This is a genomic window from Streptomyces sp. NBC_00080, from assembly GCF_045041255.1.
Classification (GTDB): domain Bacteria; phylum Actinomycetota; class Actinomycetes; order Streptomycetales; family Streptomycetaceae; genus Streptomyces; species Streptomyces coriariae.
The window spans coordinates 1364444-1388631 of the sequence record NZ_CP108235.1 but is presented as its reverse complement, the minus strand read 5'-3'; the positions used below and the strand labels follow the sequence as shown (position 1 = coordinate 1388631).

Sequence of the window (24188 nt, the reverse complement as noted above, 5' to 3'; positions counted from 1 at the left end):
GCAGGGTTGTGCATGTTGGGTCACGGCCGCCGAGGACCCCTCGTCAAGCTCCTGTCGTCCGCCCGTGGGTGAGGCGTGAACCGGTGCTGTCAGCCTGGTGCCGGGATCTTTGCCGTCCTGACGTGGTACCGAACACGGTCAGGGCGGGGAGCCGGACGAGCGCGCAGGACTGGGCCGGCGAGAGTCCTGGTCGGTCAGTCCGCGCTGAGGGGAATCCGCAGCCGCACCCGGTAGCCGCCCTCCGTGGTCGGGCCCGCCTCCAGTGTTCCGTGCAGGATGTCAGCCCGTTCCCGCAGGCCGACCAAACCCTGCTGTGATCCCGGGAGGGACAGAGAAGGGCGCGTGGGCGGGGTGTTGGCGACGGTCACGCCGACGTGGTCGCCGTCCTGCCACAGCTCGACGCAGGCCGTGGCGCCGGGGGCGTGCTTGCGGACATTGGTCAGCGCCTCCTGGACCGTGCGGTACAGAGCCCGTTGGGCAGGTGTGCCCACGATGGGCGGGAGGTCGCCCTTCAGCTGTGCGTGAGTGCCGCTTGACTCCACCAACTTGTGCAGGTCGGCCAGGGTGGGCTGAGGCGTCAGCTCGGTGGCCTGGCCGCCGGAGGCGCGCAGCAGCGTGACCATGGTGCGCAGTTCGTCGAGTGTGGTGACGCTCAGCGAACGGATCGTACGGGCGGCCTCTTTGGCGTTCGGGTCCTTGGCGGCGACCTGCATGGCTCCGGCCTGGACGGCGATCAGGCTGACCTGGTGGGAGACCACGTCGTGCATCTCACGGGCCAGCTGGGCACGTTCGCGGGCGAGCACGGCCTGGGCATGCAGGGCCCGCTCGTGCTCCCTGGCCTCCTCGATCTCCGCCAGCCGCCGCGCCAAGTCCCGGTGCGCCTGGAGGAGTTGCCCGAAAAGGACCGGGGCGACAGCGGTGGCCAGGCTGTACACGAAGTCGATCAGTGTCATGGTCCGGCCGACCTCGGAGAAGCTGGCCAGGGGCCACGGAAAGCTGCTCGCCACGGCGGTCAGGGCGACGCATCCCGCGAGGAGAGGACGGCTGCGGGAGCGTTCGGCCAGGGTGAACAGCGCCACCAGCGGGGCGAGGGCGACCGGCTGCGTCAGTGCGATGGGCAGGGTGAGCAGAAAGACGCCGAGCGGGAACCTGCGCCGGAAACCCAACGCGGCACAGCCGAGCGTGGCCAGCCCGACGCCGAGGCGCGTGTGGTCCCACATGGTCAGCCATACGTCCACGGCCGCCACCGCCACCAGGACGATGTCGACGACCGGCGCGGGCCCCCGCTCCCACAGAGCGCGTCCCCGGCTCATCGTGTGGCTTTGGGCTGCGGGCGCTCATCGAGCAGCCCGGCCCGCTGCGCCAGCAGCGCGGCCTGCACCCGGCTGGTCACCCGCAGCTTGGTGAGGATCGCGCTGACGTGGTCCTTCACGGTGCCGGCACCCAGGTGGATGCGCGCCCCGATGTCGGCGTTCGACAACCCCTCGGCCACCAGGACGAGGACATCGCGCTCACGGGCGGTGAGCAGCCGGACGCGGGCCGCTTCCTCGTCGACGGCGGCTTCGGCGCGGGAGTGGCTGTGCAGCAGGGTCCGCGAGGCCTTGGGGGACAGCACCACACCGCCCGCGGCCAGAGTGCGCACCAGGTGGGCGAGTTGCTCCGGTTCGGTGTCCTTGAGCAGGAAACCGGCGGCTCCGGAGTGCAGCGCGGTCAGGATGTACTCGTCGGCGTCGAACGTGGTCAGCATCGCCACCACCGGAGCATCCGGCATCGTCCGCAGTTCGCGCAGGACGGTGAGTCCGTCGACGTCCGGCATCCGGATGTCCAACAGCACCACGTCGGGCCGCTCCCGGCGGACGGTCTCCACGGCGTCGCCGCCGCTCGCGGTCGCGACGACCTCGATGTCCTCGGACGCGCCGAGAATGAGCCCGAAACCCGAGCGGACCAGTGCCTCGTCGTCCACCACCACTACCCGCACCACCCGGTTCACGTGCGCTCCGCCTCACCTTCGTCCCTACCGCCCGGCTCATACCGCCTCGACCCTAAAGCCCCGGAGCGTCCCTGCAGCGTCTCGGGTGGCAGCTCCAGCCACCCGGCGGGGTATCGCCCTCCAGTCGGCAGGGGCACGGCAGCCTTCTGCCGGATACTCCGCGGCTCGCCCGGCTTCCAGCCTGAGAGCCATGACACAGCGCGCAGACTCCCCGCCGGCCGATGCACCATCCCCTGACCACGAGCGCGGTGAGCCCGTGCCGGGCACGCACGGCACGGGCCGGCTGGTCGGACTGGACCTGGCCCGCGGCCTCGCCGTCTTCGGCATGTACGCGGTCCATGTCGGCCCCGCCCCGGGCCAGGACGGTGTCATCGGCTTCCTGATGGAGCCGGCGCAAGGCCGTTCCTCCGCTCTGTTCGCCGTCCTGGCCGGCTTCGCGGTCGCCCTCATCACGGGGCGCCGCACACCGAAGACCGGGCTGGCCGGCCGCCAGGCCGTCGCCAAGGTCGTCATCCGGGCCGTGATCCTGATGGCCCTCGGCACCGCCTTGACCTTGACCGGCACCCCGGTCGTGCCGATCCTCGCCTTCTACGGACTGTTCTTCCTGCTCGTGCTCCCCCTGTACCGGCTGGGCACCAAGCCGCTGGCGCTGATCGCGGTGGGCTGGGCCCTGGTGGGTCCGCAGCTGCTGTACGCGCTGAAGCCGGTGGTCGGCGGCCGCGTATTCCTCTCCTACGGCCAGGCCGACGGCCCCGTCTCGCTGTTCTTCACCGGCGGCTATCCGGCCCTGACCTGGGTCCCGTTCGTCATCGCCGGCATGGCTGTCGCCCGCTGCGACCTCGCCGCCAAGGCTGTCCGGATACGCCTCGCCCTCACCGGCGTCGCCCTCGCCGTCACCGCCTACGGCGGCTCCTGGCTGGCGGTGCGTCTCGTGCCCGGTGCCGCCGAGGCCGTCCGGAAAGCCGAAGAAGGAGCGGGCATGTCGTCAATGTCGTCCGTATCGCCGGACAGCATCGGCATCTTCGGCGACACCCCCGCCGGGATGCTGGCCTCCGCCCCGCACAGCGAGGCGACCCTGTCCATCGTGGGCGCCACCGGTGTGGCGATCCTCGTGATCACCGCGTGCCTGGCCGCCATGGACGCCCTCCCCCGGCTGCGCCGCCCGGCGGGGCCCGTCATCGCGGTCGGCACGATGTCGCTGACGGCGTACGTCTACCACATCGTCGCCATCTGGCTCCTGGACACCGAGACCCTGACCGTCCAGCCGCTGTACATCCTGCTCGGCTTCATCACGTCCGTCACCGTCCTGGCCACCGTATGGTCCCGCTTCTTCCGGCGAGGGCCGCTCGAATGGCTGATGGGCAGGGCGACCGGGATTGCCCGCCGAATTCAATGAGGCGCATTCGCAGCATGGCGGGTGCACTTCACTCGTCGCGAACTGGCACGGCCACGCGAAGTGACCTCGTTCATAAGGGAGTTCGGCTCGCCGTTCGCCGGACCCGATCGGTGGTCGGACGAGCGGGGCGTGCCGGAGGGGCAGCCGTTCTTGTGGTTTGCGCGGGACGAGTGCAGTTGGAGGGTTGCGACGGCGGACGACCGTGCGGCGTACGAGTGGCGGCGTCGGTGGGACGAGCAGGGGCCGCGTGTTGAAGACGGCACTTGGGACCGGGAGGTGTCCCCGGTCGATCAGTGTCTGTGGGCGATCGAGCAGGACCTCGTACGGGCAAATCCGTTCCGGCAAAACGGGCCTGAGGTTGTGCCGCAGTCGGCACTGACGGTGTTCGAGCTGCCGGAGATGCCGTCTGCCGGGTCGGGCATTGTCAACGCCCGTACGGTGCTGCCGCATGCGATCGCCAAGGGCTCCTCGGGGCGGGCGGTGCACTGGCCGGTGCCGGCGTTGCGGGATGTGCGCGACTACATGAAGTGGGACCGGCGTGCCGACCACTGGGAGATGCACCCGGAGGCCGAGGGTCCAACGCGCGACAGTTGCCGTGGCTCGTCGCGGGCGCCGCCTTCGTCATCGGCGTGCCGATGTTCTTCGAGGTCGGCCTGATCGTGCCTCGCAGTCGGTGTCGGGGTCGGCCGCGCGGGCGTCGGAGAGGGCGGCGGCGACGATGGCTCCGACCGCCGCAGCGGCCACGCCGCCGATCACGGCCGGTTCGCCGGCGCCTCCAAGGCCAGTCCATCCGTCAGCGATGCGCCGACGCAGGGCCTTCTTCCCATCGCTGCCTTTTGGCGGCGGGTCGGCCTGCGTGTCCTCTGAAGAGGGTTCCGGGCAGTGAGTGTCTTCGGCGGAGGCCATGCGGGGAGCCTGGTGGTCGCTGAACAGGCGCCGGTGTCCGCCCGTACCCCTTGCCGAACGCCCGTCCACGGGCCCGTCGGCAGGCGCGTCCACGGGAGGTGACGGGAAGAGCGCCGACCACGGAGTTGTACGTGCTTCAGCAGTCCACGGCCCGCCTCGTGCGCGGTGCCGCACTGGCAGGCAGCCTGGCCCTGCTCTCCTTCGCCACCGCGTGCGGCGGCGCCGGGAGCGAGGCCACCGCCGAGAAGGGCACACCCGCGCCGACCGCGGTCACCGCCGCTCCCGCGGCGGGCGTCGTGGCACCGGCGAAGGTCGAGGTGATCGCCGGACTGACCGGCTGCACGGCCGAGATCCGCATCGACGCGGCCGAGCTGCGCCAGGGTGTCTGCCACACCGAGGAATCCGACTACCTCATCACCACCTTCCCCGAGGAGCAGTACAAGGAGACGTGGCTCGAGTCCGCGAGCATCTACGGGGGCCAGTACCTCGTGGGTTCCCGCTGGGTCGTCAGCGCGCAGCCGAAGATGCTGACGCGGTTGCGGCCCGTGCTCGGCGGGGCGATCCGGCAGCTGGGCTCCACGGGCCCGAGCGCGGCGCCCGGCGCGTCGTAGCGCCGCCGCCTGCGGCCATGGCCGGCTCGGCGACGGCGACGAGGTCATCCGGCCAGGAGGGTCACGCCGTCACGGGCGTGGCCAGGGGCGGCCGCCGATCGCCTCGATGCCGTAGTTGAAGCGCCGTAGATAGCCCGCGAAGGCGGCGATGTCCTCGTCCGGCCAGTCGGTCATCACCTGGTCCAGGATGTCCACGATCCCCTCGCGCTCCGAGTCCAGCAGGCGCGTGCCCTCGTCGGTGAGCCGGAACTTGCGGGCCATCCCGCCCTCCGGGTCGGGGATCCGCTCGATGAGCCCCGCCCGCATGGCCGCCGCGGTCTGCCGGTTCAGGGTGGAGGCGTCCAGTCCGAAGGCCTCGCTGAGTTCCCCGATCGACATGGGCCCCTGGACCCGGATCCGGCTGAGCAGGATGTAGGCGCTGCGCTCCATGAGGCTGTTCTTGCGGCGGCCGCCCCGCTGGTTCAGGAACGTGTGGCGGCTGAGCAGCATCTGCTCGTACTCGACCTCGTGTGTCGGCGTGTCCATGTGCCCGACCTCCTGCTTCCGTGCGCCCGCACCATCCTGGCACACCGCTGTGCACGGGCCACAGCATGTGCTTGATACACACGACATGTACGATGCACATCCTTCGCGTGCTGCGCGCAGACCCTTCCCGCGGACCTTCACCGCACATCCCAAGTCGAGGAGTCCCCATGGGCGCCCCCGCTCTCCAGCCCACGGCCCGCCCAGGTGCCGTGATCGCCACGCTGGCCTTCGCCGGCACCACCGCGGCGATCATGCAGACGCTGGTCACCCCGCTCATCGCCGAGCTGCCGCAGATCCTGGACACCTCGTCCTCGAACGCGGCCTGGGTAATCACGGTGACCCTGCTGGTGGCCGCCGTGTGCGTGCCCGTCGTCGGCCGCCTCGGCGATCTGCTGGGCAAGCGCCGGATGCTGCTCGCCTGTTCCGTGCCGCTGATCGTGGGTTCGGTGGTGTGCGCGTTCGCCTCCGACGTCGTGACGATGATCGTGGGGCGCGGTCTCCAGGGCATGGGCATGGGCATGGTGCCCCTCGGCATCGCGCTGCTGCGGGACGTCGTACCGGCCGAGAAGCTCAGCGGCTCCATCGCGCTGGTCAGCGCCTCCATGGGCATCGGCGGGGCCGTCGGCCTGCCGCTGGCCGCCGCGGTCGCCCAGTACGCGAACTGGCGCGTGCTGTTCTGGGGCTCCGCCGCCCTGGCCGCCGTCGTCGCCGTCCTGATCTTCGTGCTCGTCCCGGACGTCCCGGCCGGCGCCAGGGGCCAGCGGTTCGACCTGCCCGGCGCGATCGGCCTCGGCGTCGGCCTCGTCTCGCTGCTGCTCGCTGTCTCCAAGGGCGCCGACTGGGGCTGGGCCTCGGGCACCACGCTCGGTCTGTTCGCCGCCGCCGTCGTGGCCCTCGTCGGCTGGGGCGTGTGGGAGGTGCGCACCACCGACCCGCTGATCGACCTGCGCACCACGGCCCGTCCCCGGGTGCTCCTCACCAACCTCGCCTCGGTCTTCATCGGCTTCGGCATGTACGCGAGCATGCTGGTGATGCCGCAGCTCCTCCAGTTCCCGGAGGCCACCGGCTACGGCCTCGGCCAGTCGATGCTCGCGGCCGGCCTGTGGATGGCGCCCGGCGGCCTGATGATGATGCTGATCTCCCCGCTCGGCGGAAGGCTCACCAACGCCCGCGGTCCGAAGTTCACCCTGGTCTGCGGTGCCCTGGTGCTGGCCGCCGGCTACTTCGTCTCCCTGGCGCTGATGGGGTCCGCCTGGGGCGTCATGGTGGTCACGCTCATCACCAGCGGTGGTGTGGGCCTCGCCTACGGCGCCATGCCCGCCCTGATCATGAGCTCGGTCCCGCTCACCGAGACCGCCGCCGCCAACGGCTTCAACACCCTGATGCGTTCGCTCGGCACCTCGATCGGCTCCGCCGTCATCGGCGTGATCCTCTCCCAGATGACCACGACCATGGGCGGCCACACCTTCGCCTCCGAGGACGGCTTCCGCACCGCGCTCCTGGTCGGCGGCGCCCTCGCCCTGATCTCCGCGGCCATCGCCGCCGTCATCCCCGCCGCCCGCGCCGCTGCGGCCGCCGAGGACGCGACCGGCCAGAGCGCCGAGCCCGAGCAGGCCAAGGTCTGAGACACCGGAGGGGGCGACCGCGGCAGGTCGCCCCCTCCGTGCCGCCTCCGCTGCGTGCCGCCCCCGCGCTACGCCAGATCCAGCAGTCCCCTGCGTACCGCCTCCGACACCGCCGCCGCCCGGTTGTCCGCACCCAGCTCGCGGTAGACCCGCACCAGGTGCGTCTTGACGGTCGCCTCGCTCAGGAACAGCGCCTCGGCGATCGCCCGGTTGCTCAGCCCCTCCGCGAGCAGCCGCACCACCTCCACCTCCCGCCCGCTCAACTCCCCCTGCGGAGCCGGATTCTGGGCGACCAGCTCGCCCACCACCTCCGACGCCAGCCCGAGCGCACCGGCCGCGGCACCCCGTACCGCCCGGAACAGCTCCTGCGGTGGCCCCGCCTTCAGCACATATCCCCGGGCACCCGCCTCCAGCGCGCGCACCACGTCGGCCCGGCCCGAATAGCTCGTCAGCATCACCACCGGGATCCCCGGCGCCTCGGCCGCGAACCTGCGCACCGCCTCGATCCCGTCGATGCCGGCGCCGCTGCCGAACCGCAGGTCCATCAGCACCAGGTCCGGCAGCAGCCGCGCCGCGAGCCGTACGGCGTCCTCCCCGGACCCCGCCTCGGCGACCACCTCGAGATCCGGCTCGCCCTCCAGCAGCGCGCGCAGCCCCGCCCTGACGACGGCGTGGTCGTCCGCCACCAGCAGACGCAACGACGCACCGCTCACCGGGCGGCCACCTGAGCCGCCGGGCGGCTCTTCGCCAGGGCCGGCACCGTCGCCCGGACGCACGTGCCGCGCCCCGGCACGCTGCCCACGACGAGATCCCCGCCGCACTCCCGCAGCCGCGCCCGGGCGGCCGGGATGCCGAGCCCCCGGACGGCCCTTGCCGGGACGCCGACCCGGCCGGTCTCGAACCCCGCGCCGTCGTCGCGCACTTCGAGCTCCGTCCGGTCCGCGTACCCGTGCAGCGTGACCAGGACGTTCACCGCGCGCGCGTGTTCGCGGACATTGGCCAGTGTGCTCTGTGCCACCCGGAACAGGGTCGCCGCCGTGGGCCCGTCCAGGACCGGCCGGCGCTCGCCCGCCGAGAGGAACCGCACCCGGGCCGCCGCGCCCTCCGCCTCCGCCCGCACGCACAGCAGCCGCAGCGCGCCCTGGCGTGTCGCCGCCGGCGTAGACGACGAGCCGCCGCCTTCCGCGAGCGCGGCCCGGTACAGCTCGTCGAGGGACCTGCTCTCCTCGGCGCCGGAGGCCCGCGCGGGAGCGGCCGATGCCGGGGTGGCGGATGCCGGGGAGGCGGCGGCGCCGAGCGCGCCGAGGCCGAGGGCGGCACCGGCACCGGTGCTGAGCAGGCGTCTTCTGCTGGGGAAGCTGGGCATGGCGGGGAGACCTCTTGCGAACACTGAGGGGGTGGGGGACCGGGCGCCACGGCCGAGGTCGATTCTGCTGCGCCCGGCGGTCGGCCCGCGTCGTCCGGACGGAGCGAAGGACGCGCGTGCGGTGGAATCCCCGTTCAACCGATCGGCTGAACGCCCCCTCCCCGAGGAGCGCGGCCGCGCGGGAGCGCCGTCACGGCCGTGCCAGCCGCCGCATCGTCAGCGCGAGGTGCAGCCGCAGCCGGCCCTGGGGCGTGCGCACCGGCCACCCCAGCAGATGCTCCGCGTGGGCCAGCCGGTCCTGGAGGGTGGAGTGATGGACGTTCGCCTCGGCCGCCGCCGACCGCAGGCTCGCGGTGGCGGTGACGGCGTGCAGGGTGGTGAGCAGCCAGGGTGCGTCCGCGGCCGCCGCCTCGACCGCGAGGACGTCCGCCGGGGGTTCGGCCCCCGGTGCGACGAGGTCGGCCAGCAGGGCGATGCCGCCCAGCTCGTCGGCGTACACGACCCGGGGGCCCGGGTCCTGCGCGGTGCCGTCCGCGGTGAAGCGGAGCGCGGTGCGGGCCTCGGCCCAGGAGCGCGGCAGGTCTGTCACGGGCACGGCGGGCCCGACCCCCACCCGGCCGGCCGGAACGGCGTCCCGGGCGTCGGCGGGCAGCACCCTGGGCCGGCCGCCGGGCGTGGCCAGGGCGCGGGCCGGGGCCGCGGGGCCCAGGCCGAGGTGGCGGGCCGCGTGCAGCCGGGCCGGTTCGGCGGCCGTGGCGTCGAGGAGCGTCTCGACCAGGGCGGGGTCGTCGAGCGGCGCCCGCCCCCGGGTGCGGTCGAGCACGGCGCGGGCCGCGCCGGCCGCCCGTTCCAGGATCACGGCGTCCACGACGCTGGGCATCGCACCGGCGCGTTCCAGCCACAGCGCGGGCGGCCCGTCGGGCGTCAGTGCCGTGCACGGCCAGTCCGGGTCCGGCGGCAGCTCCGTGTCCCGGCGCGTGCCGTCGGGCTCCACCCGGACCCGCACCCGCCGGTCCTCGTCGACGAGCCGCGCGGGCACCCCGGCGAGCACCGCGGCCCCGCGCAGCAGCGCCTCCACCCCGGCCCGGGACTCGGCCAGCCGGTCGAAGTAGGCGATGACCCGCACGGCGGCGCCGGCGTCCGGGTCCAGCGCGGTCAGGCGCCCGGCCAGCTCTTTCATACGGCCATGATGCGCCACGCGAGCGCCGACGAGGAGGGGTGCGGCCACCGCTTCCGCTCGGAACCGGCCTCGACGTCCGGCTCCGAGCTCCCTGCGCCACAGTGGCGAAAGACCGACGGACGGTGGGGGCGGGATGCCGGAGCGCGGCAAAGGGCGGAACACGGCGCCGGGGGCCGCACCGGTGCGGGCGGAGCCCATCGCCGGCCGGTCCTGCACGCGGACGGGACCACGGCGACGAACGCGGCCCCGCGGAGTTCAAGCGCCGCCGAGCGGCCCCGCCGCTGGGCCGCCCGCGGGGTGTGGCCGGGCGCGGGGTGTGGCCGGGCGCGGGCCGGAGCGGCGGGGCCCAGGCCGAGGCGGCGGGCCGGGTGCGGGCCCGCCGCCCGTGCGCGTCACTCGGCGAGCAGCCGTCGCAGCCAGTCCAGGTGGGCCGCGCGGGCCGACCTGGACAGCGCGGCCTGCGGCGCGAAGCCGTCGAAGCCGTGGAAACCGCCCGGCCAGACATGCAGCTCCGCGATCCCGCCGGCCTGCCAGATCCGGGAGGCGTAGGCCACCACCTCGTCCCGGAACGTCTCGGCGGAGCCCACGTCGAGAAAGGCCGGCGGCAGCCCGGACAGGTCCTCGGCCCGGGCGGGCGCCGCGTACGGGGAGACGTCCGGGCCGCCGCGCCGCTCGCCGAGCAGGGCCGTCCACCCGGTCTCGTTGGCCGTGCGGTCCCAGACGCCGAGGCCCGCCATCTGGTGGCTGGAAGGGGTGTCGTTGCGGTCGTCGAGCATCGGGCACATCAGCAACTGGCCGAGCGGCCGTGGCCCTTGGCGGTCGCGCAGCAGCAGGGCGAGCGCGGCGCCGAGGCCGCCGCCCGCGCTGGCCCCGGCGAGCACGATCCGCTCGGGGTCCGCGCCCAGTTCCGCGGCGTGCTCCGCCGTCCACAGCAGACCGGCGTACACGTCCTCGACCGGCGCCGGGTGCGGGTGCTCGGGCGCCAGCCGGTACTCCACGGAGACCACGACCATGTCGAGTTCGCGCGCCCAGTCCAGGGCCACGTCCACGCCGACCCGGTTGTTGCCGAGGACCATGCCGCCGCCGTGCACGTGATAGACGACCGGACGCGGGCGTGCCGGAGCCGGTGCGGTGGGCCGGCAGATCAGCAGCGAGATCCCGGGAGCGCCCCGGGGTCCCGGCACCGTCCGGTCCTCGACCTCGAAGGCCCCGCCCAGCGTCAGGTCCAGTTCGGCCAGCAGGGCGATACCCGGCCCCTGGCGGACGGTTGCGATGTCCTCGGCGGTCAGCCCCGGCTGGATCATCTCCCGGATGAGTTCCAGGGCGGCGCCGAGTTCGGGGTCGAAGGGCGGCGGTGCGGACGTCATGGGCTTCTCCTCACGCGGAGCGCGGTTGCGCGGCGGCTCGTGCGGCCCATGATCGGCGCGGCCGCCGCCCGCAGGGGCGCCGCCGTACGGCGGGAGCTGCCCGCCGTACGGCGGGTGACAGCCCTGCCCCGCACCGCAGCTTGCCAGCTCATGACCTTCTGTTCACCAGAGTGGGGTGGAAAGAAGCAGCCGCGGGCGACAACGATTTTCACCCCCACACAGGTACCAGGAGTGACCCCGGTGAACGTCTCGCTCTTCGTCTGGCTGCTGACCGTCGGGGCGCTGTGCGCGCTCGTCGCCGTCGACTTCCTCATCGGCCGTAAACCGCATGACGTCTCGGTCCGCGAGGCCGGGACCTGGACCGTCGTCTGGGTCGTCCTGGCCTGTCTGTTCGGCCTCGGCGTGTTCCTCTTCGGGGGCGGCAGGCCGACGGGGGAGTTCTTCGCGGGCTACATCACCGAGAAGTCGCTGAGCGTGGACAACCTGTTCGTGTTCGTCCTGATCATGGGCAAGTTCGCGGTGCCCTCGCAGTACCAGCAACGGGTGCTGATGGTGGGCGTGCTGATGGCCCTCGTGCTGCGCGCGCTGTTCATCGCGGCGGGCGCGGCGATCATCTCGACGTTCTCCTGGGTGTTCTACCTCTTCGGCGCCTTCCTGATCTGGACGGCCTGGAAACTGATCCAGGATGCCAAGAAGGGCGGCCACGAGGAGGAGTTCGAGGAGAACAAGCTGCTGAAGGCCGTGGAGAAGCAGTTCGGCGTGGCCGACCGCTATCACGGGACGAAGCTGTGGATCGAACAGAACGGCAAGCGGGTCATGACCCCGATGCTGGTCGTGATGCTCGCGATCGGTTCCACCGACGTGCTGTTCGCGCTCGACTCGATCCCCGCCATCTACGGGCTGACCGAGGACCCGTACATCGTGTTCACCGCCAACGCGTTCGCGCTGATGGGGCTCAGGCAGCTGTACTTCCTGATCGGCGGCCTGCTGAGGAAGCTGGTCCACCTCGGCTACGGCCTGTCGGTCATCCTCGGTTTCATCGGCGTCAAGCTGGTGCTGCACGCGCTGCACGAGTCCGGGGTGCACGTGCCCGAGATCGGCATCCCCTTCTCGCTCGGCTTCATCGTGCTCGTCCTGGCGGTCACCACCGTCACCAGCCTGCGTGCCTCCGCCCGACAGGAGCGACAGGAGCAGCAAGAGCGAGAGGAGCAGCAAGAGCGACAGGAGGGAGAGGGGCGGCCGGAGGGGACGGCGCGGGACGGCTCTACGGTGTAGGCGCGGCGTCCGCGCGCATCATCACGCAGTCGAACTCGATCACCCGCCCCGTGGTCGCCTCGCGCGTCACGGGGTACATGCCGGTGATGCCGAACCCGGCGGCCTCGTACACCGCGACGGCCTCGCCCATGCCGGGACTGCCCTCGTACAGCTTCAGCACCGCGACCTCGGACTGCATCCCCACGAACTCCGCGATCCGCTCGCCGGCACCGGCGAACACCTCGAGGTCGTAGCCCTGGGTGTCCATCTTCAGGTAGGGGCGCGGATCGGCGAGGCCGTCCAGTGCCTCGGTCATGGCCTCGTCCAGTCGGCGGACCCGGATCTCCTCGGTGTCGGACTTCGCGAACCTGCTGTAGCGGCCCTTGCCGTAGTCGCTGGCCGGCAGCAGGGAGTTCATCGTCTTCCAGCCGACATGGATCTCGGCCGTCGTCTCCTCGCGGCCCAGTCCGCACCGGTACACCTGCCAGTCGGGGTCGTCCGCCGCGGCCTTCTCGAGCCGGGCGAACGTCTCCGAGGTGGGCTCGAAGGACACGATCCGGCCGGTGTAGCCGAGTTTCCGCAGCCGCCTGGCGTACTGGCCGTTGTTGGCGCCGACGTCGAAGACGCAGTTCACGCCGTAGAGCTCCAGCATGGCGGCCACGTGCTGGGTGCAGAGGTACTCGGCGGCCGCAAGCTGGAGTCTGCGCTCGTCCTGGCCGTCCGGGGTCTCCGTCAGGAGCAGCGCGCCGGTGTCGCCCAGCCGCACGGCGCCGCCCGCGGCGACCTCGGAACGGGCCTTGTCCCGGGTCCGCCGCAGCACCCAGGTGTCCTTGTCCGCGCGGGTCACCCGGTACGCGCCGCCGCGCCGCGAGACCACCGCCGTCCCCGGTCCGAGGTCGGTCACCTGGACACCGATACGGGGCATCAGGCCGAGCAGTCGTCGATAGAGGGTCTGCATCTGCCCAGCCCTATCAGACGCGACGGCAGGCGGTCTTCGGCTTGAACGAGATTCGCCGACCGGATGACCGGACGAAGACGCGGGGGCCGGGTCCGGCCGGTCTCCCTTGACTTCGAGAGCGCTTCAAGGTCTAGCGTCACCGGGGCCGGTGAACGGCGAGAAGACCGCGGGACCGGACGATCGGAGACGGACATGCGTGTGGGCGTGCACATCAATCGGTTCGGCGAGGCGGGAGGCGCGCCCGCGCTGGGCGCCGAGCTGGCCGCGGCCGGTGCCGCCGCTGAGGCGGCCGGGGTGAGCCGGCTGTCGGTGATGGACCACTACTTCCAGATGGAGTTCAACGGCGGCGCCGAGGCCCCGATGCTGGAGGCCTACACGACGCTGGCGTTCCTCGCGGCCCACACCTCCACGGTCAGACTCGGCACCCTGGTCACCGGTGTGACCTACCGGCATCCCGGACTGCTCGCCAAGATCGTCACCACGCTCGACGTGCTGTCCGGCGGACGGGCCTCGCTGGGTATCGGGGCGGCCTGGTACGACCGTGAGCACGAGGGGCTCGGGGTGGCGTTCCCGTCGACGGCGGAGCGGTTCGAGCGGCTGGAGGAGACCCTGCGCATCTGCCTGCGGATGTGGGACCCGGAGGACAACGGGCCGTTCGAGGGCGAGCACTACCGGCTGGCCGAGACCCTGTGCGTGCCCGCGCCGGTCAGCTCGCCGCGCCCGGAGATCCTGATCGGCGGCGGAGGCGAGCGCAAGACGCTGCGGCTGGTCGCCCGGTACGCGGACGCGTGCAATCTGTTCGTCTCGACCCCGGAGGAGGTCCGGCACAAGCTGGACGTCCTGCGCGGGCACTGCGAGGCGGAGCGGCGCGACTACGACACCGTCCTGAAGACGATCACCTACTCCGGCGACGCCGCCGACGAGGGTGATCTGGACGGCCTTCTGCGTGACCTCACCGGCTACTCGAAGCTCGGTATCGACACGGTGATCCTCGCGCCGCGCCTGGGCGAGACGGCCGGCTGGATCGAGCGTTTCGTGGCACCGGCCGTGGTGCGGCTGGCCGAGCTGGACTGACCGGACCGGGGGCGCGGGGTGCGGGAGCCGCGTACGGGGAAAGGGGCCCGGAAAGAGTTCCGGACCCCTGTGTCCTCGCGTCCTGCTGTGTCAGGTTGCCGTCGGTCAGGCGGCCGCGACCTCGCCCGCGTGGCCGTGCAGACGGGCCACGACCTCGGTCAGCTGGGCGGCGACCTCGGCGTCGTCCACCGGGTGGGTCTCGGCGAAGCGGGTCAGCGAGCCCGGGATGGAGAGCTTGAGGTCCTCGATGACCTTGCCGCCGGCGATGCCCACGGCCTTGCGGGCCTCGTCCTGCGCCCACACGCCACCGAACTGGCCGAACGCGGTACCGACCACGGCGACGGGCTTGCCGCCGAAGGCGCCGGCGCCGTACGGGCGGGACAGCCAGTCGATGGCGTTCTTCAGGACGGCCGGGATGGTGCCGTTGTACTCGGGGGAGAAGAGCAGGAAGGCATCGGCGGCCTGGGCGGCCGCACGCAGCTTGGCGGCGGCGGCCGGGACGGCGCCCTCGACGTCGAGGTCCTCGTTGTAGAAGGGAATCTCGGCCAGGCCCTCGAAGAGGTCGACGGTGGCGCCCTCGGGAGCGACCTTGACGGCCGCCTCGGCGAGCTGGCGGTTGGTCGAACCGGCGCGAAGGCTGCCGACGAGCGCGAGGATGCGGACAGACATGGGTACTCCCAGAGGCTGAAACATGGCCGTTACGAATACGGACCGGGGTCCGTTTAATGTTCTAGCATCCTAACCGGACCGCGGTCCAGTTTCATTCCCGATGCTTTACGCTGAGTTCATGTCCGCCGTTCTGCCTCCCTGTCCGGAGCCCGAGGAGAGCCTGACCGAGCCCGAGCTGCTGCACCTGGGGTCGGCCGAGGACGAGCCGTGTCTGCGCGCCGACGCGGCCCGCAACCGGGCCAGGCTGCTGGACGCCGCCGCCCGGCTGATCGCCGAGCACGGCGCGGCCGGGGTCACGATGGAGGCGGTGGCGAGCGCGGCGAACGTGGGCAAGGGCACGGTGTTCCGGCGTTTCGGCGACCGCACCGGGCTGCTGACCGCGCTCCTGGACCACTCGGAGCGCAACTTCCAGGCCGCCTTCCTCAGCGGCCCCCCGCCGCTGGGACCGGGCGCGGAGCCCGTGGAGCGACTGCGGGCGTTCGGCGTCGCCATGCTCAGGCGGGCCGTGGACGAACTGGACCTCCAGCTGGCGGCCGAGCCCGGACCGGACCGCCGGTACTCGGTGCCGCCGCGCCGTGTCCACCACAGCCACCTGGTACTGCTGCTGCGCCAGGCCCTGCCCGACGCGGACGCCGAACTGCTGGCCCACACGCTGATGGGCTACCTCAGCCCGGTCCTCGTCCACCACCTCACCCGCCAGTGCGGCATGCCGGCGGCGCGCCTGGAGGCGGGCTGGAGCGAACTGGTCGACCGGGTGGCCGGCGGGGTGCCGAGCGGGGCGCCGGTCAGGGCGCCGCGGTGAAGAGGTCGACGACGGCCCGCGGGGCGTCCTCGGCGAACAGGGCCACGCTGCTGTGGGCGGAGGCGGCCGCGGCAGCCTCGCCGCGCGGGAACAGCTTCTCCTCGTAGGCGGCCAGCGCGGCCTCGCGCTCGCCCGGGTGCGCGGCCAGGGCCAGGCCCAGTTCGGCGCCGTCCAGCATCGCGAGGTTGGCGCCCTCGCCCGCGAACGGCGACATCAGGTGGGCGGCGTCGCCGAGCAGGGTGACGCCGGGGATGCGGGCCCAGCGGTGGCCGACCGGCAGGGCGTGGATCAGGCGCGGCACCAGTGGTCCGTCGGCGTCGGCGACCAGTGCCCGCAGGCTCTTGTCCCAGTCCGCGAAGTGCTCCAGGACGTGCCCCTTGGCCGCCTCGGCGTCGCCGAAGTCGACGCGGTCCGCCCAGTCCTCGCCGACCCGCAGGGCGGTGTAGACGTGCAGGCTCCCGTCGGGTTCGCGGTGCGCGAGGAAGCCCTTGCCGGCGCCGAGCGCGAGGAGGAACCCGCCGCCGACCACGCCGGCGCTCACCGGATGGCGTGCGTCCGCCTCCAGCAGGTCCGTCTCGACGAACGACACGCCCGTGTACGCGGGCCGGGCGTCGGAGAGCAGCGGCCGGATCCGTGACCAGGCTCCGTCGGCGCCGACCAGCAGGTCCGTGGTGAAGGCGGAGCCGTCCTCGAGACGCACCTCGTGCCTCCCGTGGCCCAGCGGACGTGCGCCGGTGACCTTCGCGCCCCAGTGGACCGTTCCCTCGGGCAACGCGTTCAGCAGCAGGTCGCGCAGGGCGCCCCGGTCGACCTCGGGGCGCTCGCCGGTCCCGTCGTCGGCCCCCTCGAAGCGGACCACCGCGTCCTTGTCGAGGACCCGGGTGGCCTGGCCGCCGGGCAGGACGAGCGCGCGGAACTTCTCGTGCAGTCCGGCGGCGCGCAGCGCCTCCTGGCCGGAGTCCGGATGGATGTCGAGCATGCCGCCCTGGGTGCGGGCGCCGGGCGAGGCGTCCAGGTCGAGGACGGTCGCCTCGATGCCGTGCACGTGCAGTACACGGGCGAGGGTGAGGCCGCCGAGTCCGGCGCCGATGATGGCTATGGGGTGGTGCACGGTTCCTCCTGTGGTCGTCGTCATTCGGGTACGGCGGTCCGCTCGATGCCGCTGATCAGTGCCTGGAGTCCCCAGGAGAGGCGGGATCCGGGCGATCCCGAGAGCAGCGGTCCGGCGAGGCCGGCGATGTGCGGATGGGTCCGCTCCGACGCCTCGCGCACCGCGTGCACCAGGGCGTCCCAGTCCTGCGGGGAGGCCTCGTCCGTGTGCTCGGCGGCCGTCGCGGTGGCGTGCTGGAGCAGCAGGTCGACGCCCCACGCGGCCTGCGTGGGCGGTACCCCGCCCTCGTCGAGCAGGGCCAGCAGGGTCTCGATCAGGTTGAGGTAGTGCGGGCCGCTGGGCCGGGCGGTGATCGCGGAGCGGGCGAGGTCGGGATAGGCGAACAGCATCGCGGTGTACGAGGCGAGCACGCCCTCCAGCCGCTCGCGCCAGCTCCCCGCGGCCGGGGCGGGCAGGGCCGTGCCCAGCAGTTCGTCGAGCACGGCCGCGTGCAGCTCCGCCGTGTTGCGGACGTAGACGTACAGGGAGGCCGGGCCGGTGTCGAGCTCCTGTGCCAGGCGCCGCATGGTCAGCTTCCGCAGGCCTTCGGCGCGCAGCACCGCGAGGGCGGCGGCCACGATGCCCTCCCTGGTCAGAGCGGGCTTGGCCGGGCGTTCGCGGCGGCTGCGCGGGGTGTCGGGGCGTGCTGTCATGTCTTCACCGTACCGAACATGTTCGTTGCGAACAAGTACGTCACGAACATGTTCGTTGACGCCTCATCGGATTTCGGTGTCCCCCGCCCGGAAGGTCGCTCACAGCTTCTGCCAAGATGCCGTACGTCATGGTGCAGATACAGAACACGCCCGCGCCGACGAAGTCGCCGGTGCCGCGCCCCGTGCCCACGAGCGCCGACGTGGCCCGCCTGGCCGGCGTCTCGCGCGCGACCGTCTCCTACGTCCTGAACAACGCCAGCGCCGTACGCATCAGCGAGCCCACCCGCCGCCGCGTGCACGAGGCCGCCAAGGAACTCGGGTACGTGCCGCACGCGGCCGCCCGTACCCTGCGGGCCGGCCACAGCCGCATGGTCCTGATGCCCACCCTGCCCGTCCCGGCCGGCCCCCTCTACTCCCAGTTCGTGCACGACTTCCAGGGGGCGCTGAGCCGCCTCGACTACACCGTCGTCCAGTACGGCGCCACCGGTCTGCGCGGTGACGACGCGGCCCGGGCCTGGGCCGAACTGCGGCCCGTCGCCGTCCTGGTGCCGAGCCCCGGCGTCGGCCCGGAGGGGGTCGCCGTACTGAAGAGGTCCGGCGCCCGGGCCGTGGTGACCCTCGGTCCCGAGGCGGTCGAGGGCGCCCGCGCGCTGCTTCTGGACCATGCCGACGTCGGCCGCAGCGCCGCCGCGCACCTGTACGCCCGTGGCCGCCGCCGGATCGGGGTGGTCGTCCCGGCCGAGCGCGGCATGGAGATGTTCTCCGCGCCCCGCCTGGCCGGCTCCCGTGAGGCGCTGCACGGCACGGACGCCACCGTCACCGAGCTGTCCCTGGCCTACACGGAGGAGTCCGCGGCCGCCCTCGCCGCCCGCTGGCCCGCCCTCGGCCTCGATGCCGTCTTCGCCCACAACGACGAGTACGCGATGCTGCTGATGCGCGCCCTTCAGGACGCGGGTGTGCGCGTCCCCGAGGACGTCGCCGTCATCGGTGCCGACGATCTGATGCTCGGCCGGCTGGTGCGGCCCAGGCTCAGCACCGTGCGGATCGCGCTGCCGTCCGGCCGCGATCTCGCCTCGCTGGTCGACCGGGCGGTGCGCAGCCCCGCGGCCGCCCCCGAGGCGCACGAACCGTTCGGAGCCACCGTGGTGCAGCGCGACTCCAGCTGAACTACGGTCTCAGGGGAGGCGTGCCATGCGTGCGACGGTCGGCATCATCGGCGGCGGCCCCGCGGGACTGCTGCTCGCCCGGCTGCTGCACCGCGCGGGAGTCGACTGCGTGGTCCTGGAGAGCAGGGCCAGGCAGTACGTGGAGCGGCGCCAGCGTGCCGGAATGCTGGAGCAGGGCACGGTCGACGCCCTGCGCGCGGCGGGCGCCGCCGACCGGCTCGACGCCGAGGGCCTGGTGCACCACGGCATCGAGCTGCGTTTCGACCGTGAACGCCACCATCTCGACTTCCCCGTGCTCACCGGCGGCCGCACGGTCACGATCTACGCCCAGACGGAGATCGTGAAGGATCTCGTCGCGCTTCAACTCGCCGACGGTCCGCCCCTGTTGTTCGGGGCGGCGGCGCTGGCCGTGGAGAAGCCGCTGAGCGGGTCGCCCGTCGTGCGGTTCCAGTACGAGGGCCGCGAACAGACCCTCTCCTGCGACTGGGTGGTCGGCTGCGACGGCTCGCACGGCGTCGCCCGCGAGGCCTTCCCGGCGACCGCGGGCCGGACGTACACGCACGACTACCCCTACTCGTGGCTCGGCGTCCTCGCCGAAGTGCCGCCCTCCTGCGCGGAATTGATCTACGCACGCCACGAACGCGGCTTCGCCCTGCACAGCATGCGTTCGCCGCGCATCTCCCGGCTCTACCTCCAGGTCCCCAACGGAACCGAACTGCGGGAGTGGCCCGACGACCGGATCTGGGACGAACTCGCCGCCCGCTTCGCCGTCGACGCCGACTGGACGCTGCGCCCCGGCCCGATCATCAGCAGGTCCGTGACGCCGATGCGCAGTCTCGTCCACGAGCCGATGCGCCACGGCCGGCTCCTGCTCGCCGGGGACGCGGCCCACATCGTCCCGCCGACCGGTGCCAAGGGGCTCAACCTGGCCGTATCGGACGTACGGCTGCTCGCGCGGGCCTTCGCCGAACTGCGCGACACCGGGTCCACGAGGCTGCTGGACGGGTACTCGGATCTTTGTCTGCGACGTGTGTGGCAGGCGACCCGCTTTTCCGACGACATGACTAGGATGTTGCACGCTCAACCAGATGGAGATGCGTTCGACCATCGGCTGCAGCTCGCCCGGCTGCGCCGGATCACCGCATCCCGCCACGCCGCCGCCGAACTGGCGGCCAACTACACGGGACTTCCCCTCACCTCGTGAGAGCCGCGAGTCCCGCGGGTCACCGATCGGAGAGCCTTCATGCCGCTGCTCGACCCCAAGAACTGGCAGTCCCGCACCTTGTCGGGCCCCCGGTACACCGTCACCGAGCCCGCCACCGGCGACCCGCTGGGCACCGTCGACCTGGCGGGCGCCGTGGACGTCGGTCCGGCCGCCGAGGCCGCCCGGGCCGCGCAGACCGAGTGGGCCCGGCTGCCCCACTTCGTGCGCGCCGGTGTGCTGCGCAAGGCCGGTGACCTGTTCACCGCCCACGCCGACGAACTGCGCGAGTGGATCGTCCGCGAGTCCGGATCCATCCCGGGCAAGGCCGACTTCGAGCTGCATGTCGCCGCCCAGGAGTGCTACGAGGCCGCCGCACTCGCCTCCCGCCCGGCCGGACAGGTCCTGCCCAGCGAGGCGCCCCGGCTGTCGTACACCCGGCGGGTGCCCGTCGGAGTCGTGGGCGTGATCTCCCCGTTCAACGCCCCGCTCATCCTGTCGATCCGGTCCGTCGCGCCGGCCCTCGCGCTCGGCAACGCCGTCGTCCTCAAGCCGGACCCGCGGACGGCGGTGTGCGGCGGACTGGCCCTGGCCGCGGTCTTCGCGGAGGCGGGCCTTCCCGAGAACCTCCTGCACATCCTCCCGGGCGGCGCCGAAACCGGCGCGGCCCTGGTGGCCGACCCGCAGGTGCCGGTGATCTCCTTCACCGGATCCACCGGGGCCGGCCGGGCGGTCGGCGAGGCCGCCGGCCGCCACCTCAAGCGGGCCCACCTGGAGCTCGGCGGCAACTCCGCCCTGATCGTGCTGGAGGACGCCGACCTGGACGCGGTGATCTCCACCGCGGCCTGGGGCTCCTTCTTCCACCAGGGCCAGATCTGCATGACCACCGGCCGCCACCTGGTGCACACCTCCCTCTACGAGGAGTACGTGGAGCGCCTCGCGGCGAAGGCCGACGCCCTCGCCGTCGGCGACCCGCACCGCGCGCAGGTCCACCTCGGCCCGCTCATCGACGGCGGCCAGCTCACCAAGGTGCACGGCCTGGTGGAGGCCAGCACCGCGGCCGGCGCGAAGCTCGCCGCGGGCGGCAGGCACGAGGACCTCTTCTACCGGCCGACCGTCCTCGCGGGCGTCGACGAGGACACCCCCGCCTACGCGGAGGAGGTCTTCGGCCCGGTGGCCCCCGTCCGCTCCTTCGGCACCACGGACGAAGCGGCGGCCCTGGCCGCGCGCAGCTCCTACGGCCTCTCGCTCGGCATCGTCACCCGGGACGCCGCCCGCGGTCTGGACCTCGCCGAACGGATCCCGACCGGCATCGTGCACATCAACGACCAGACGGTGAACGACGAGGCCGTCGCCCCCTTCGGCGGGGTCGCCGCCTCCGGCACCGGCGCCCGCTTCGGCGGCGAGGCCAACCTCGAGGCCTTCACCGACGTCCGCTGGACGACGGTCCGCGCGGACGTGGCGCCGTACCCCTTCTAGGGGTTCCCGGGGTTCCCGGGGTTCCCGGGATTCGGGGGACTCCCGGGCCTACTCGCCCTGAGCGGCCGGGGAGCCGTCGGCCCCGGCCTTCGCCTGCTCTTCCTCGATCGACTTGCGGACCTCGTCCATGTCCAGCTCGCGCGCCTGTCCGATGACGTCCGTGAGGGCGGCCTCGGGCAGGGCGCCCGGCTGCGCGAACACGGCGACCCGGTCCCGCACGATCATCAGCGTCGGGATGGACTGGATACCGAAGGCCGCGGCCAGCTCCGGCTGCGCCTCGGTGTCCACCTTGCCGAACACCAGGTCCGGGTTCTCCTGCGCGGCCTTGTCGTAGACCGGGGCGAACTGACGGCACGGGCCGCACCAGGACGCCCAGAAGTCGATCAGGACGAAGTCGTTGTCGGTGACCGTCTGGTCGAAGTTCTCCTTGGTGAGCTCCACGGTGCTGCTCATGGCGTGATTCCTCTTCCCGGTGCTTCCTGCCAGGGGTCTCCTGACATGGGGTGAAGCCGTCCGCCACAACACGGCCGGCCCGACGCGTATTCCGCGCCCCTACCCGTGTGGCCACCCCGCACACCACCCACCAGACTGACCCCATGACGGAAACGGAAACCAACCTGTACGACGTGGTTGTGCTCGGAGCCGGGCCCGTGGGGGAGAACGTCGCCGACCGCACCCGTGCGGCCGGCCTCACCACCGCGGTCGTGGAGAGTGAACTGGTCGGCGGCGAGTGCTCGTACTGGGCCTGCATGCCCAGCAAGGCCCTGCTGCGCCCGGTGATCGCCCGCGCGGACGCACGCAGACTGCCCGGCCTGCGCGACGCGGTGCAAGGCCCCCTGGACGCGGCGGCGGTCCTCGCCCGCCGCAACTGGTTCACCGGCGACTGGACGGACGACGGCCAGGTCGACTGGATCAAGAGCATCGGCGCGGACCTCTACCGCGGCCACGGGAGACTGACCGGCCCGCGCACGGTGACGGTGGGGGACAAGGTGCTCACGGCCCGCCACGCGGTCGTCGTCGCCACCGGTACCCGCGCGGCGCTGCCCGACCTGCCGGGCCTCGCCGAGGTCAGGCCCTGGACGAGCCGGGAGGCGACCAGCGCCCAGTCGGCGCCCGGCCGGCTCGTCGTGGTCGGCGGGGGAGTCGTCGCCACCGAGATGGCCACCGCCTGGCAGGCGCTCGGCTCACAGGTCACGCTCCTCGTGCGGGGCAAGGGCCTGCTCGACCGGATGGAGCCGTTCGCGGGCGAACTGGTCGCCGAGGCGCTCACCGAGGCCGGCGCGGACGTGCGCACGGGCACCTCGGTGGCGTCGGTGACCCGCTCCGACGGCACCGTCGTGGTCGTCACCGACACCGGCGAGCGCATCGAGGCCGACGAGATCCTCTTCGCCGTCGGCCGCGCCCCGCGCACCGAGGACATCGGCCTGGACACGGTCGGCCTGGCGCCCGGCTCCTGGCTCACCGTCGACGACAGTCTGCGCGTCACCGGCACCGACTGGCTCTACGGGGTGGGCGACGTCAACCACCGGGCCCTCCTCACCCACCAGGGCAAGTACCAGGCCCGGATCGCGGGCGCCGCCATCGCCGCCCGCGCGGCCGGTACCGACCTGCCGGAGAGCGACCCGTGGAGCGCCCACGCCGCCACGGCCGACCACGAGTCCGTCCCCCAGGTCGTCTTCACCGACCCGGAGGCGGCCGCCGTCGGCCTCTCGCTCGCCGAGGCGGAACAGGCCGGACACCGGGTACGGGCCGTCGACGTCGACATGTCGTCCGTGGCCGGAGCCGGTCTGTACGCCGAGGGCTACAAGGGCCGCGCCCGGATGGTCGTCGACCTGGAGCGGGAGATCCTGCGCGGCGTCACCTTCGTCGGTCCCGGTGTCGGCGAGCTGATCCACTCGGCGACGATCGCGGTCGCCGGGCAGGTCCCGCTCGCCCGGCTGTGGCACGCCGTCCCGTCCTACCCGACGCTCAGCGAGGTGTGGCTGCGGCTGCTGGAGGCCTACCGGGACAACTGAGCGCACCCGGCCGACGGGCCCGCCGCTCAGGGGAGTTCGAACCCCAGCGCCCTCGCGGCCAGGTCCGCCGTCGGCTGCGTCCAGCGGTCGAGCACGGCCTCGTTGGCCGCGAGGGAGCGCGGTTCGGCCCGGTCGAGGTAGAGCAGGCCGTCGAGGTGGTCCGTCTCGTGCTGGACGATACGGGCGGGCCAGCCGGCGAACACCTCGTCCAGCGGCCGGCCGTGCTCGTCGGCGCCCGTGAGCCGCACCTCGGCGTGCCGGGCCACCACCGCCTGGTAGCCCGGCACGCTCAGGCAGCCCTCGAAGAAGGCGGCACGGGCCGAACCGACCGGCTCGTAGGAGGGGTTGACCAGGACCCGGAACGGCTGCGGCACCCGGCCGCGGGCCAGCCGCACCTCCTCGGGCACCGGTGCCGGGTCCTCGATGACGGCGATCCGCAGTTCCACACCGACCTGCGGGGCGGCGAGGCCGACGCCCGGCGCCGCGTGCATGGTGACCCGCAGGGCCTCGACGAAGCGGGCCAGCAGGGCGGGGTCGAGCTGGCCCTCGTAGCGCGTCGTGCCCGTCCGCAGGACCGGGTCTCCGGCCGCGACGATGGGCAACGGGCCGCCGGGAGCGAGGAGTTCCTCGATCCGATCGGCAAGGGGTGCGCGAGGACTGGGAGATGCCATCGGGCCAGCATGCCACGGCCGCATGGCATGTGACGCGCGTCACTCGAAGTGGCGGGAACTCGGCGCCGTCCGCCACCGACTACTGGTGCGTCACGGCTGAAAAGCGTCCCCCGGGCCGCTGTCCCCGACC

24 protein-coding genes are annotated in these 24188 nt (G+C 72.9%); 11 read left to right on the top strand and 13 right to left on the bottom strand.

The window, feature by feature from the left end; translation table 11 throughout:
* Positions 1–194: 194 nt before the first annotated feature.
* Together OHU34_RS06205 and OHU34_RS06200 are read right to left on the bottom strand one after the other, a co-directional pair.
* Positions 195–1313, bottom strand: coding sequence for a sensor histidine kinase (locus OHU34_RS06205; protein WP_405765237.1), 1119 nt, complete (start codon positions 1311–1313; stop codon positions 195–197).
* Positions 1310–1969, bottom strand: coding sequence for a response regulator (locus OHU34_RS06200; RefSeq protein ID WP_405772163.1), 660 nt, complete (start codon positions 1967–1969; stop codon positions 1310–1312). The genes OHU34_RS06205 and OHU34_RS06200 overlap by 4 nt, the downstream gene beginning before the upstream one ends.
* A 211-nt stretch (positions 1970–2180) precedes the next feature.
* Here OHU34_RS06200 and OHU34_RS06195 point away from each other — a divergent pair, with 211 nt between their 5' ends.
* The 3 genes from OHU34_RS06195 to OHU34_RS06185 all read left to right on the top strand — a co-directional run bounded on the left by OHU34_RS06195 (position 2181) and on the right by OHU34_RS06185 (position 4903).
* Complete coding sequence (locus OHU34_RS06195) at positions 2181–3386, top strand: DUF418 domain-containing protein (RefSeq protein ID WP_405765234.1); 1206 nt, start codon at positions 2181–2183, stop codon at positions 3384–3386.
* Between the two features lie 60 nt (positions 3387–3446).
* Positions 3447–4043, top strand: a complete 597-nt coding sequence (locus OHU34_RS06190) for a hypothetical protein (protein ID WP_405765231.1) — start codon at positions 3447–3449, stop codon at positions 4041–4043.
* A gap of 380 nt (positions 4044–4423) precedes the next feature.
* Complete coding sequence (locus tag OHU34_RS06185) at positions 4424–4903, top strand: hypothetical protein (protein WP_230196690.1); 480 nt, start codon at positions 4424–4426, stop codon at positions 4901–4903.
* A gap of 69 nt (positions 4904–4972) precedes the next feature.
* Here the strand turns inward: OHU34_RS06185 and OHU34_RS06180 are convergent, their stop codons facing one another.
* Positions 4973–5428, bottom strand: coding sequence for a MarR family winged helix-turn-helix transcriptional regulator (locus tag OHU34_RS06180; protein ID WP_020127572.1), 456 nt, complete (start codon positions 5426–5428; stop codon positions 4973–4975).
* Between the two features lie 167 nt (positions 5429–5595).
* Between OHU34_RS06180 and OHU34_RS06175 the strand changes: the two genes are divergently transcribed.
* Entirely contained in the window at positions 5596–7053 is a 1458-nt protein-coding gene (locus OHU34_RS06175; protein ID WP_405765226.1) for an MFS transporter, read from the top strand.
* 68 nt (positions 7054–7121) lie between these two features.
* On the opposite strand, the gene OHU34_RS06170 is transcribed toward OHU34_RS06175, so the two are convergent.
* The 4 genes from OHU34_RS06170 to OHU34_RS06155 all read right to left on the bottom strand — a co-directional run bounded on the left by OHU34_RS06170 (position 7122) and on the right by OHU34_RS06155 (position 10966).
* Positions 7122–7766 (bottom strand): response regulator, encoded by a 645-nt coding sequence (locus OHU34_RS06170; RefSeq protein WP_405765223.1) that lies wholly within the window; start codon positions 7764–7766, stop codon positions 7122–7124.
* Positions 7763–8419 (bottom strand): sensor histidine kinase, encoded by a 657-nt coding sequence (locus OHU34_RS06165; RefSeq protein WP_200839877.1) that lies wholly within the window; start codon positions 8417–8419, stop codon positions 7763–7765. The genes OHU34_RS06170 and OHU34_RS06165 overlap by 4 nt, the downstream gene beginning before the upstream one ends.
* 190 nt (positions 8420–8609) lie before the next feature.
* Positions 8610–9599 (bottom strand): helix-turn-helix domain-containing protein, encoded by a 990-nt coding sequence (locus OHU34_RS06160; RefSeq protein ID WP_142267343.1) that lies wholly within the window; start codon positions 9597–9599, stop codon positions 8610–8612.
* A 392-nt stretch (positions 9600–9991) separates the two neighbouring features.
* Complete coding sequence (locus OHU34_RS06155; protein ID WP_142267344.1) at positions 9992–10966, bottom strand: alpha/beta hydrolase; 975 nt, start codon at positions 10964–10966, stop codon at positions 9992–9994.
* A 240-nt stretch (positions 10967–11206) separates the two neighbouring features.
* Between OHU34_RS06155 and OHU34_RS06150 the strand changes: the two genes are divergently transcribed.
* Positions 11207–12241, top strand: coding sequence for a TerC family protein (locus OHU34_RS06150; RefSeq protein ID WP_405765218.1), 1035 nt, complete (start codon positions 11207–11209; stop codon positions 12239–12241).
* Here the strand turns inward: OHU34_RS06150 and OHU34_RS06145 are convergent.
* Positions 12231–13178: an FkbM family methyltransferase gene (locus tag OHU34_RS06145; RefSeq protein WP_142267346.1), complete on the bottom strand. Its 948-nt coding sequence runs from the start codon at positions 13176–13178 to the stop codon at positions 12231–12233. The two genes, OHU34_RS06150 and OHU34_RS06145, sit on opposite strands and share 11 nt — an antisense overlap.
* A 192-nt stretch (positions 13179–13370) precedes the next feature.
* On the opposite strand from OHU34_RS06145, the gene OHU34_RS06140 reads away from it, so the two are divergent.
* Complete coding sequence (locus OHU34_RS06140; protein WP_142267347.1) at positions 13371–14252, top strand: LLM class F420-dependent oxidoreductase; 882 nt, start codon at positions 13371–13373, stop codon at positions 14250–14252.
* A 105-nt stretch (positions 14253–14357) separates the two neighbouring features.
* Here the strand turns inward: OHU34_RS06140 and OHU34_RS06135 are convergent, their stop codons facing one another.
* On the bottom strand, positions 14358–14921 hold the full coding sequence (locus OHU34_RS06135) for an NAD(P)H-dependent oxidoreductase (RefSeq protein ID WP_142267348.1): 564 nt from the start codon (positions 14919–14921) through the stop codon (positions 14358–14360).
* Between the two features lie 100 nt (positions 14922–15021).
* Here OHU34_RS06135 and OHU34_RS06130 point away from each other — a divergent pair, with 100 nt between their 5' ends.
* A complete protein-coding gene (locus OHU34_RS06130; protein ID WP_142267349.1) occupies positions 15022–15723 on the top strand; it encodes a TetR/AcrR family transcriptional regulator in 702 nt (233 codons plus the stop codon).
* On the opposite strand, the gene OHU34_RS06125 is transcribed toward OHU34_RS06130, so the two are convergent.
* Both OHU34_RS06125 and OHU34_RS06120 read right to left on the bottom strand, forming a co-directional pair.
* Complete coding sequence (locus tag OHU34_RS06125; RefSeq protein ID WP_405765214.1) at positions 15707–16858, bottom strand: FAD-dependent oxidoreductase; 1152 nt, start codon at positions 16856–16858, stop codon at positions 15707–15709. The two genes, OHU34_RS06130 and OHU34_RS06125, sit on opposite strands and share 17 nt — an antisense overlap.
* Positions 16855–17526: a TetR/AcrR family transcriptional regulator C-terminal domain-containing protein gene (locus OHU34_RS06120; protein WP_142267351.1), complete on the bottom strand. Its 672-nt coding sequence runs from the start codon at positions 17524–17526 to the stop codon at positions 16855–16857. The genes OHU34_RS06125 and OHU34_RS06120 overlap by 4 nt, the downstream gene beginning before the upstream one ends.
* A gap of 116 nt (positions 17527–17642) precedes the next feature.
* Here OHU34_RS06120 and OHU34_RS06115 point away from each other — a divergent pair, with 116 nt between their 5' ends.
* From OHU34_RS06115 to OHU34_RS06105, 3 genes are read left to right on the top strand one after another with little or no spacing between them, the layout of a single operon-like run.
* Positions 17643–18692 (top strand): LacI family DNA-binding transcriptional regulator, encoded by a 1050-nt coding sequence (locus OHU34_RS06115; RefSeq protein WP_200839878.1) that lies wholly within the window; start codon positions 17643–17645, stop codon positions 18690–18692.
* Positions 18693–18717: 25 nt separating this feature from the next.
* Positions 18718–19896 carry a 4-hydroxybenzoate 3-monooxygenase gene (locus OHU34_RS06110; protein WP_405765210.1) on the top strand — a complete coding sequence of 393 codons (1179 nt, stop codon included), beginning with the start codon at positions 18718–18720 and terminating at the stop codon, positions 19894–19896.
* Positions 19897–19935: 39 nt separating this feature from the next.
* Positions 19936–21372 carry an aldehyde dehydrogenase family protein gene (locus tag OHU34_RS06105; protein ID WP_142267354.1) on the top strand — a complete coding sequence of 479 codons (1437 nt, stop codon included), beginning with the start codon at positions 19936–19938 and terminating at the stop codon, positions 21370–21372.
* 48 nt (positions 21373–21420) lie between these two features.
* Here the strand turns inward: OHU34_RS06105 and trxA are convergent, their stop codons facing one another.
* Positions 21421–21825 carry a thioredoxin gene (gene trxA / locus OHU34_RS06100; RefSeq protein ID WP_142267355.1) on the bottom strand — a complete coding sequence of 135 codons (405 nt, stop codon included), beginning with the start codon at positions 21823–21825 and terminating at the stop codon, positions 21421–21423.
* Positions 21826–21968: 143 nt separating this feature from the next.
* On the opposite strand from trxA, the gene OHU34_RS06095 reads away from it, so the two are divergent.
* On the top strand, positions 21969–23387 hold the full coding sequence (locus tag OHU34_RS06095) for a dihydrolipoyl dehydrogenase family protein (protein WP_405765206.1): 1419 nt from the start codon (positions 21969–21971) through the stop codon (positions 23385–23387).
* Between the two features lie 26 nt (positions 23388–23413).
* On the opposite strand, the gene OHU34_RS06090 is transcribed toward OHU34_RS06095, so the two are convergent.
* A complete protein-coding gene (locus OHU34_RS06090; RefSeq protein ID WP_230194007.1) occupies positions 23414–24058 on the bottom strand; it encodes a peptide deformylase in 645 nt (214 codons plus the stop codon).
* Between the last annotated feature and the right edge of the window lie 130 nt (positions 24059–24188).

Coding starts and splice junctions, on each gene's coding strand:
- OHU34_RS06205 (WP_405765237.1), bottom strand. CDS start 1,313: ATGAGCCGGGGACGCGCTCTGTGGGAGCGGGGGCCCGCGCCGGTCGTC.
- OHU34_RS06195 (WP_405765234.1), top strand. CDS start 2,181: ATGACACAGCGCGCAGACTCCCCGCCGGCCGATGCACCATCCCCTGAC.
- OHU34_RS06180 (WP_020127572.1), bottom strand. CDS start 5,428: ATGGACACGCCGACACACGAGGTCGAGTACGAGCAGATGCTGCTCAGC.
- OHU34_RS06175 (WP_405765226.1), top strand. CDS start 5,596: ATGGGCGCCCCCGCTCTCCAGCCCACGGCCCGCCCAGGTGCCGTGATC.
- OHU34_RS06165 (WP_200839877.1), bottom strand. CDS start 8,419: ATGCCCAGCTTCCCCAGCAGAAGACGCCTGCTCAGCACCGGTGCCGGT.
- OHU34_RS06160 (WP_142267343.1), bottom strand. CDS start 9,599: ATGAAAGAGCTGGCCGGGCGCCTGACCGCGCTGGACCCGGACGCCGGC.
- OHU34_RS06155 (WP_142267344.1), bottom strand. CDS start 10,966: ATGACGTCCGCACCGCCGCCCTTCGACCCCGAACTCGGCGCCGCCCTG.
- OHU34_RS06145 (WP_142267346.1), bottom strand. CDS start 13,178: ATGCAGACCCTCTATCGACGACTGCTCGGCCTGATGCCCCGTATCGGT.
- OHU34_RS06140 (WP_142267347.1), top strand. CDS start 13,371: ATGCGTGTGGGCGTGCACATCAATCGGTTCGGCGAGGCGGGAGGCGCG.
- OHU34_RS06135 (WP_142267348.1), bottom strand. CDS start 14,921: ATGTCTGTCCGCATCCTCGCGCTCGTCGGCAGCCTTCGCGCCGGTTCG.
- OHU34_RS06130 (WP_142267349.1), top strand. CDS start 15,022: ATGCTTTACGCTGAGTTCATGTCCGCCGTTCTGCCTCCCTGTCCGGAG.
- OHU34_RS06125 (WP_405765214.1), bottom strand. CDS start 16,858: ATGACGACGACCACAGGAGGAACCGTGCACCACCCCATAGCCATCATC.
- OHU34_RS06120 (WP_142267351.1), bottom strand. CDS start 17,526: ATGACAGCACGCCCCGACACCCCGCGCAGCCGCCGCGAACGCCCGGCC.
- OHU34_RS06115 (WP_200839878.1), top strand. CDS start 17,643: ATGCCGTACGTCATGGTGCAGATACAGAACACGCCCGCGCCGACGAAG.
- OHU34_RS06110 (WP_405765210.1), top strand. CDS start 18,718: ATGCGTGCGACGGTCGGCATCATCGGCGGCGGCCCCGCGGGACTGCTG.
- OHU34_RS06105 (WP_142267354.1), top strand. CDS start 19,936: ATGCCGCTGCTCGACCCCAAGAACTGGCAGTCCCGCACCTTGTCGGGC.
- trxA (WP_142267355.1), bottom strand. CDS start 21,825: ATGAGCAGCACCGTGGAGCTCACCAAGGAGAACTTCGACCAGACGGTC.
- OHU34_RS06095 (WP_405765206.1), top strand. CDS start 21,969: ATGACGGAAACGGAAACCAACCTGTACGACGTGGTTGTGCTCGGAGCC.
- OHU34_RS06090 (WP_230194007.1), bottom strand. CDS start 24,058: ATGGCATCTCCCAGTCCTCGCGCACCCCTTGCCGATCGGATCGAGGAA.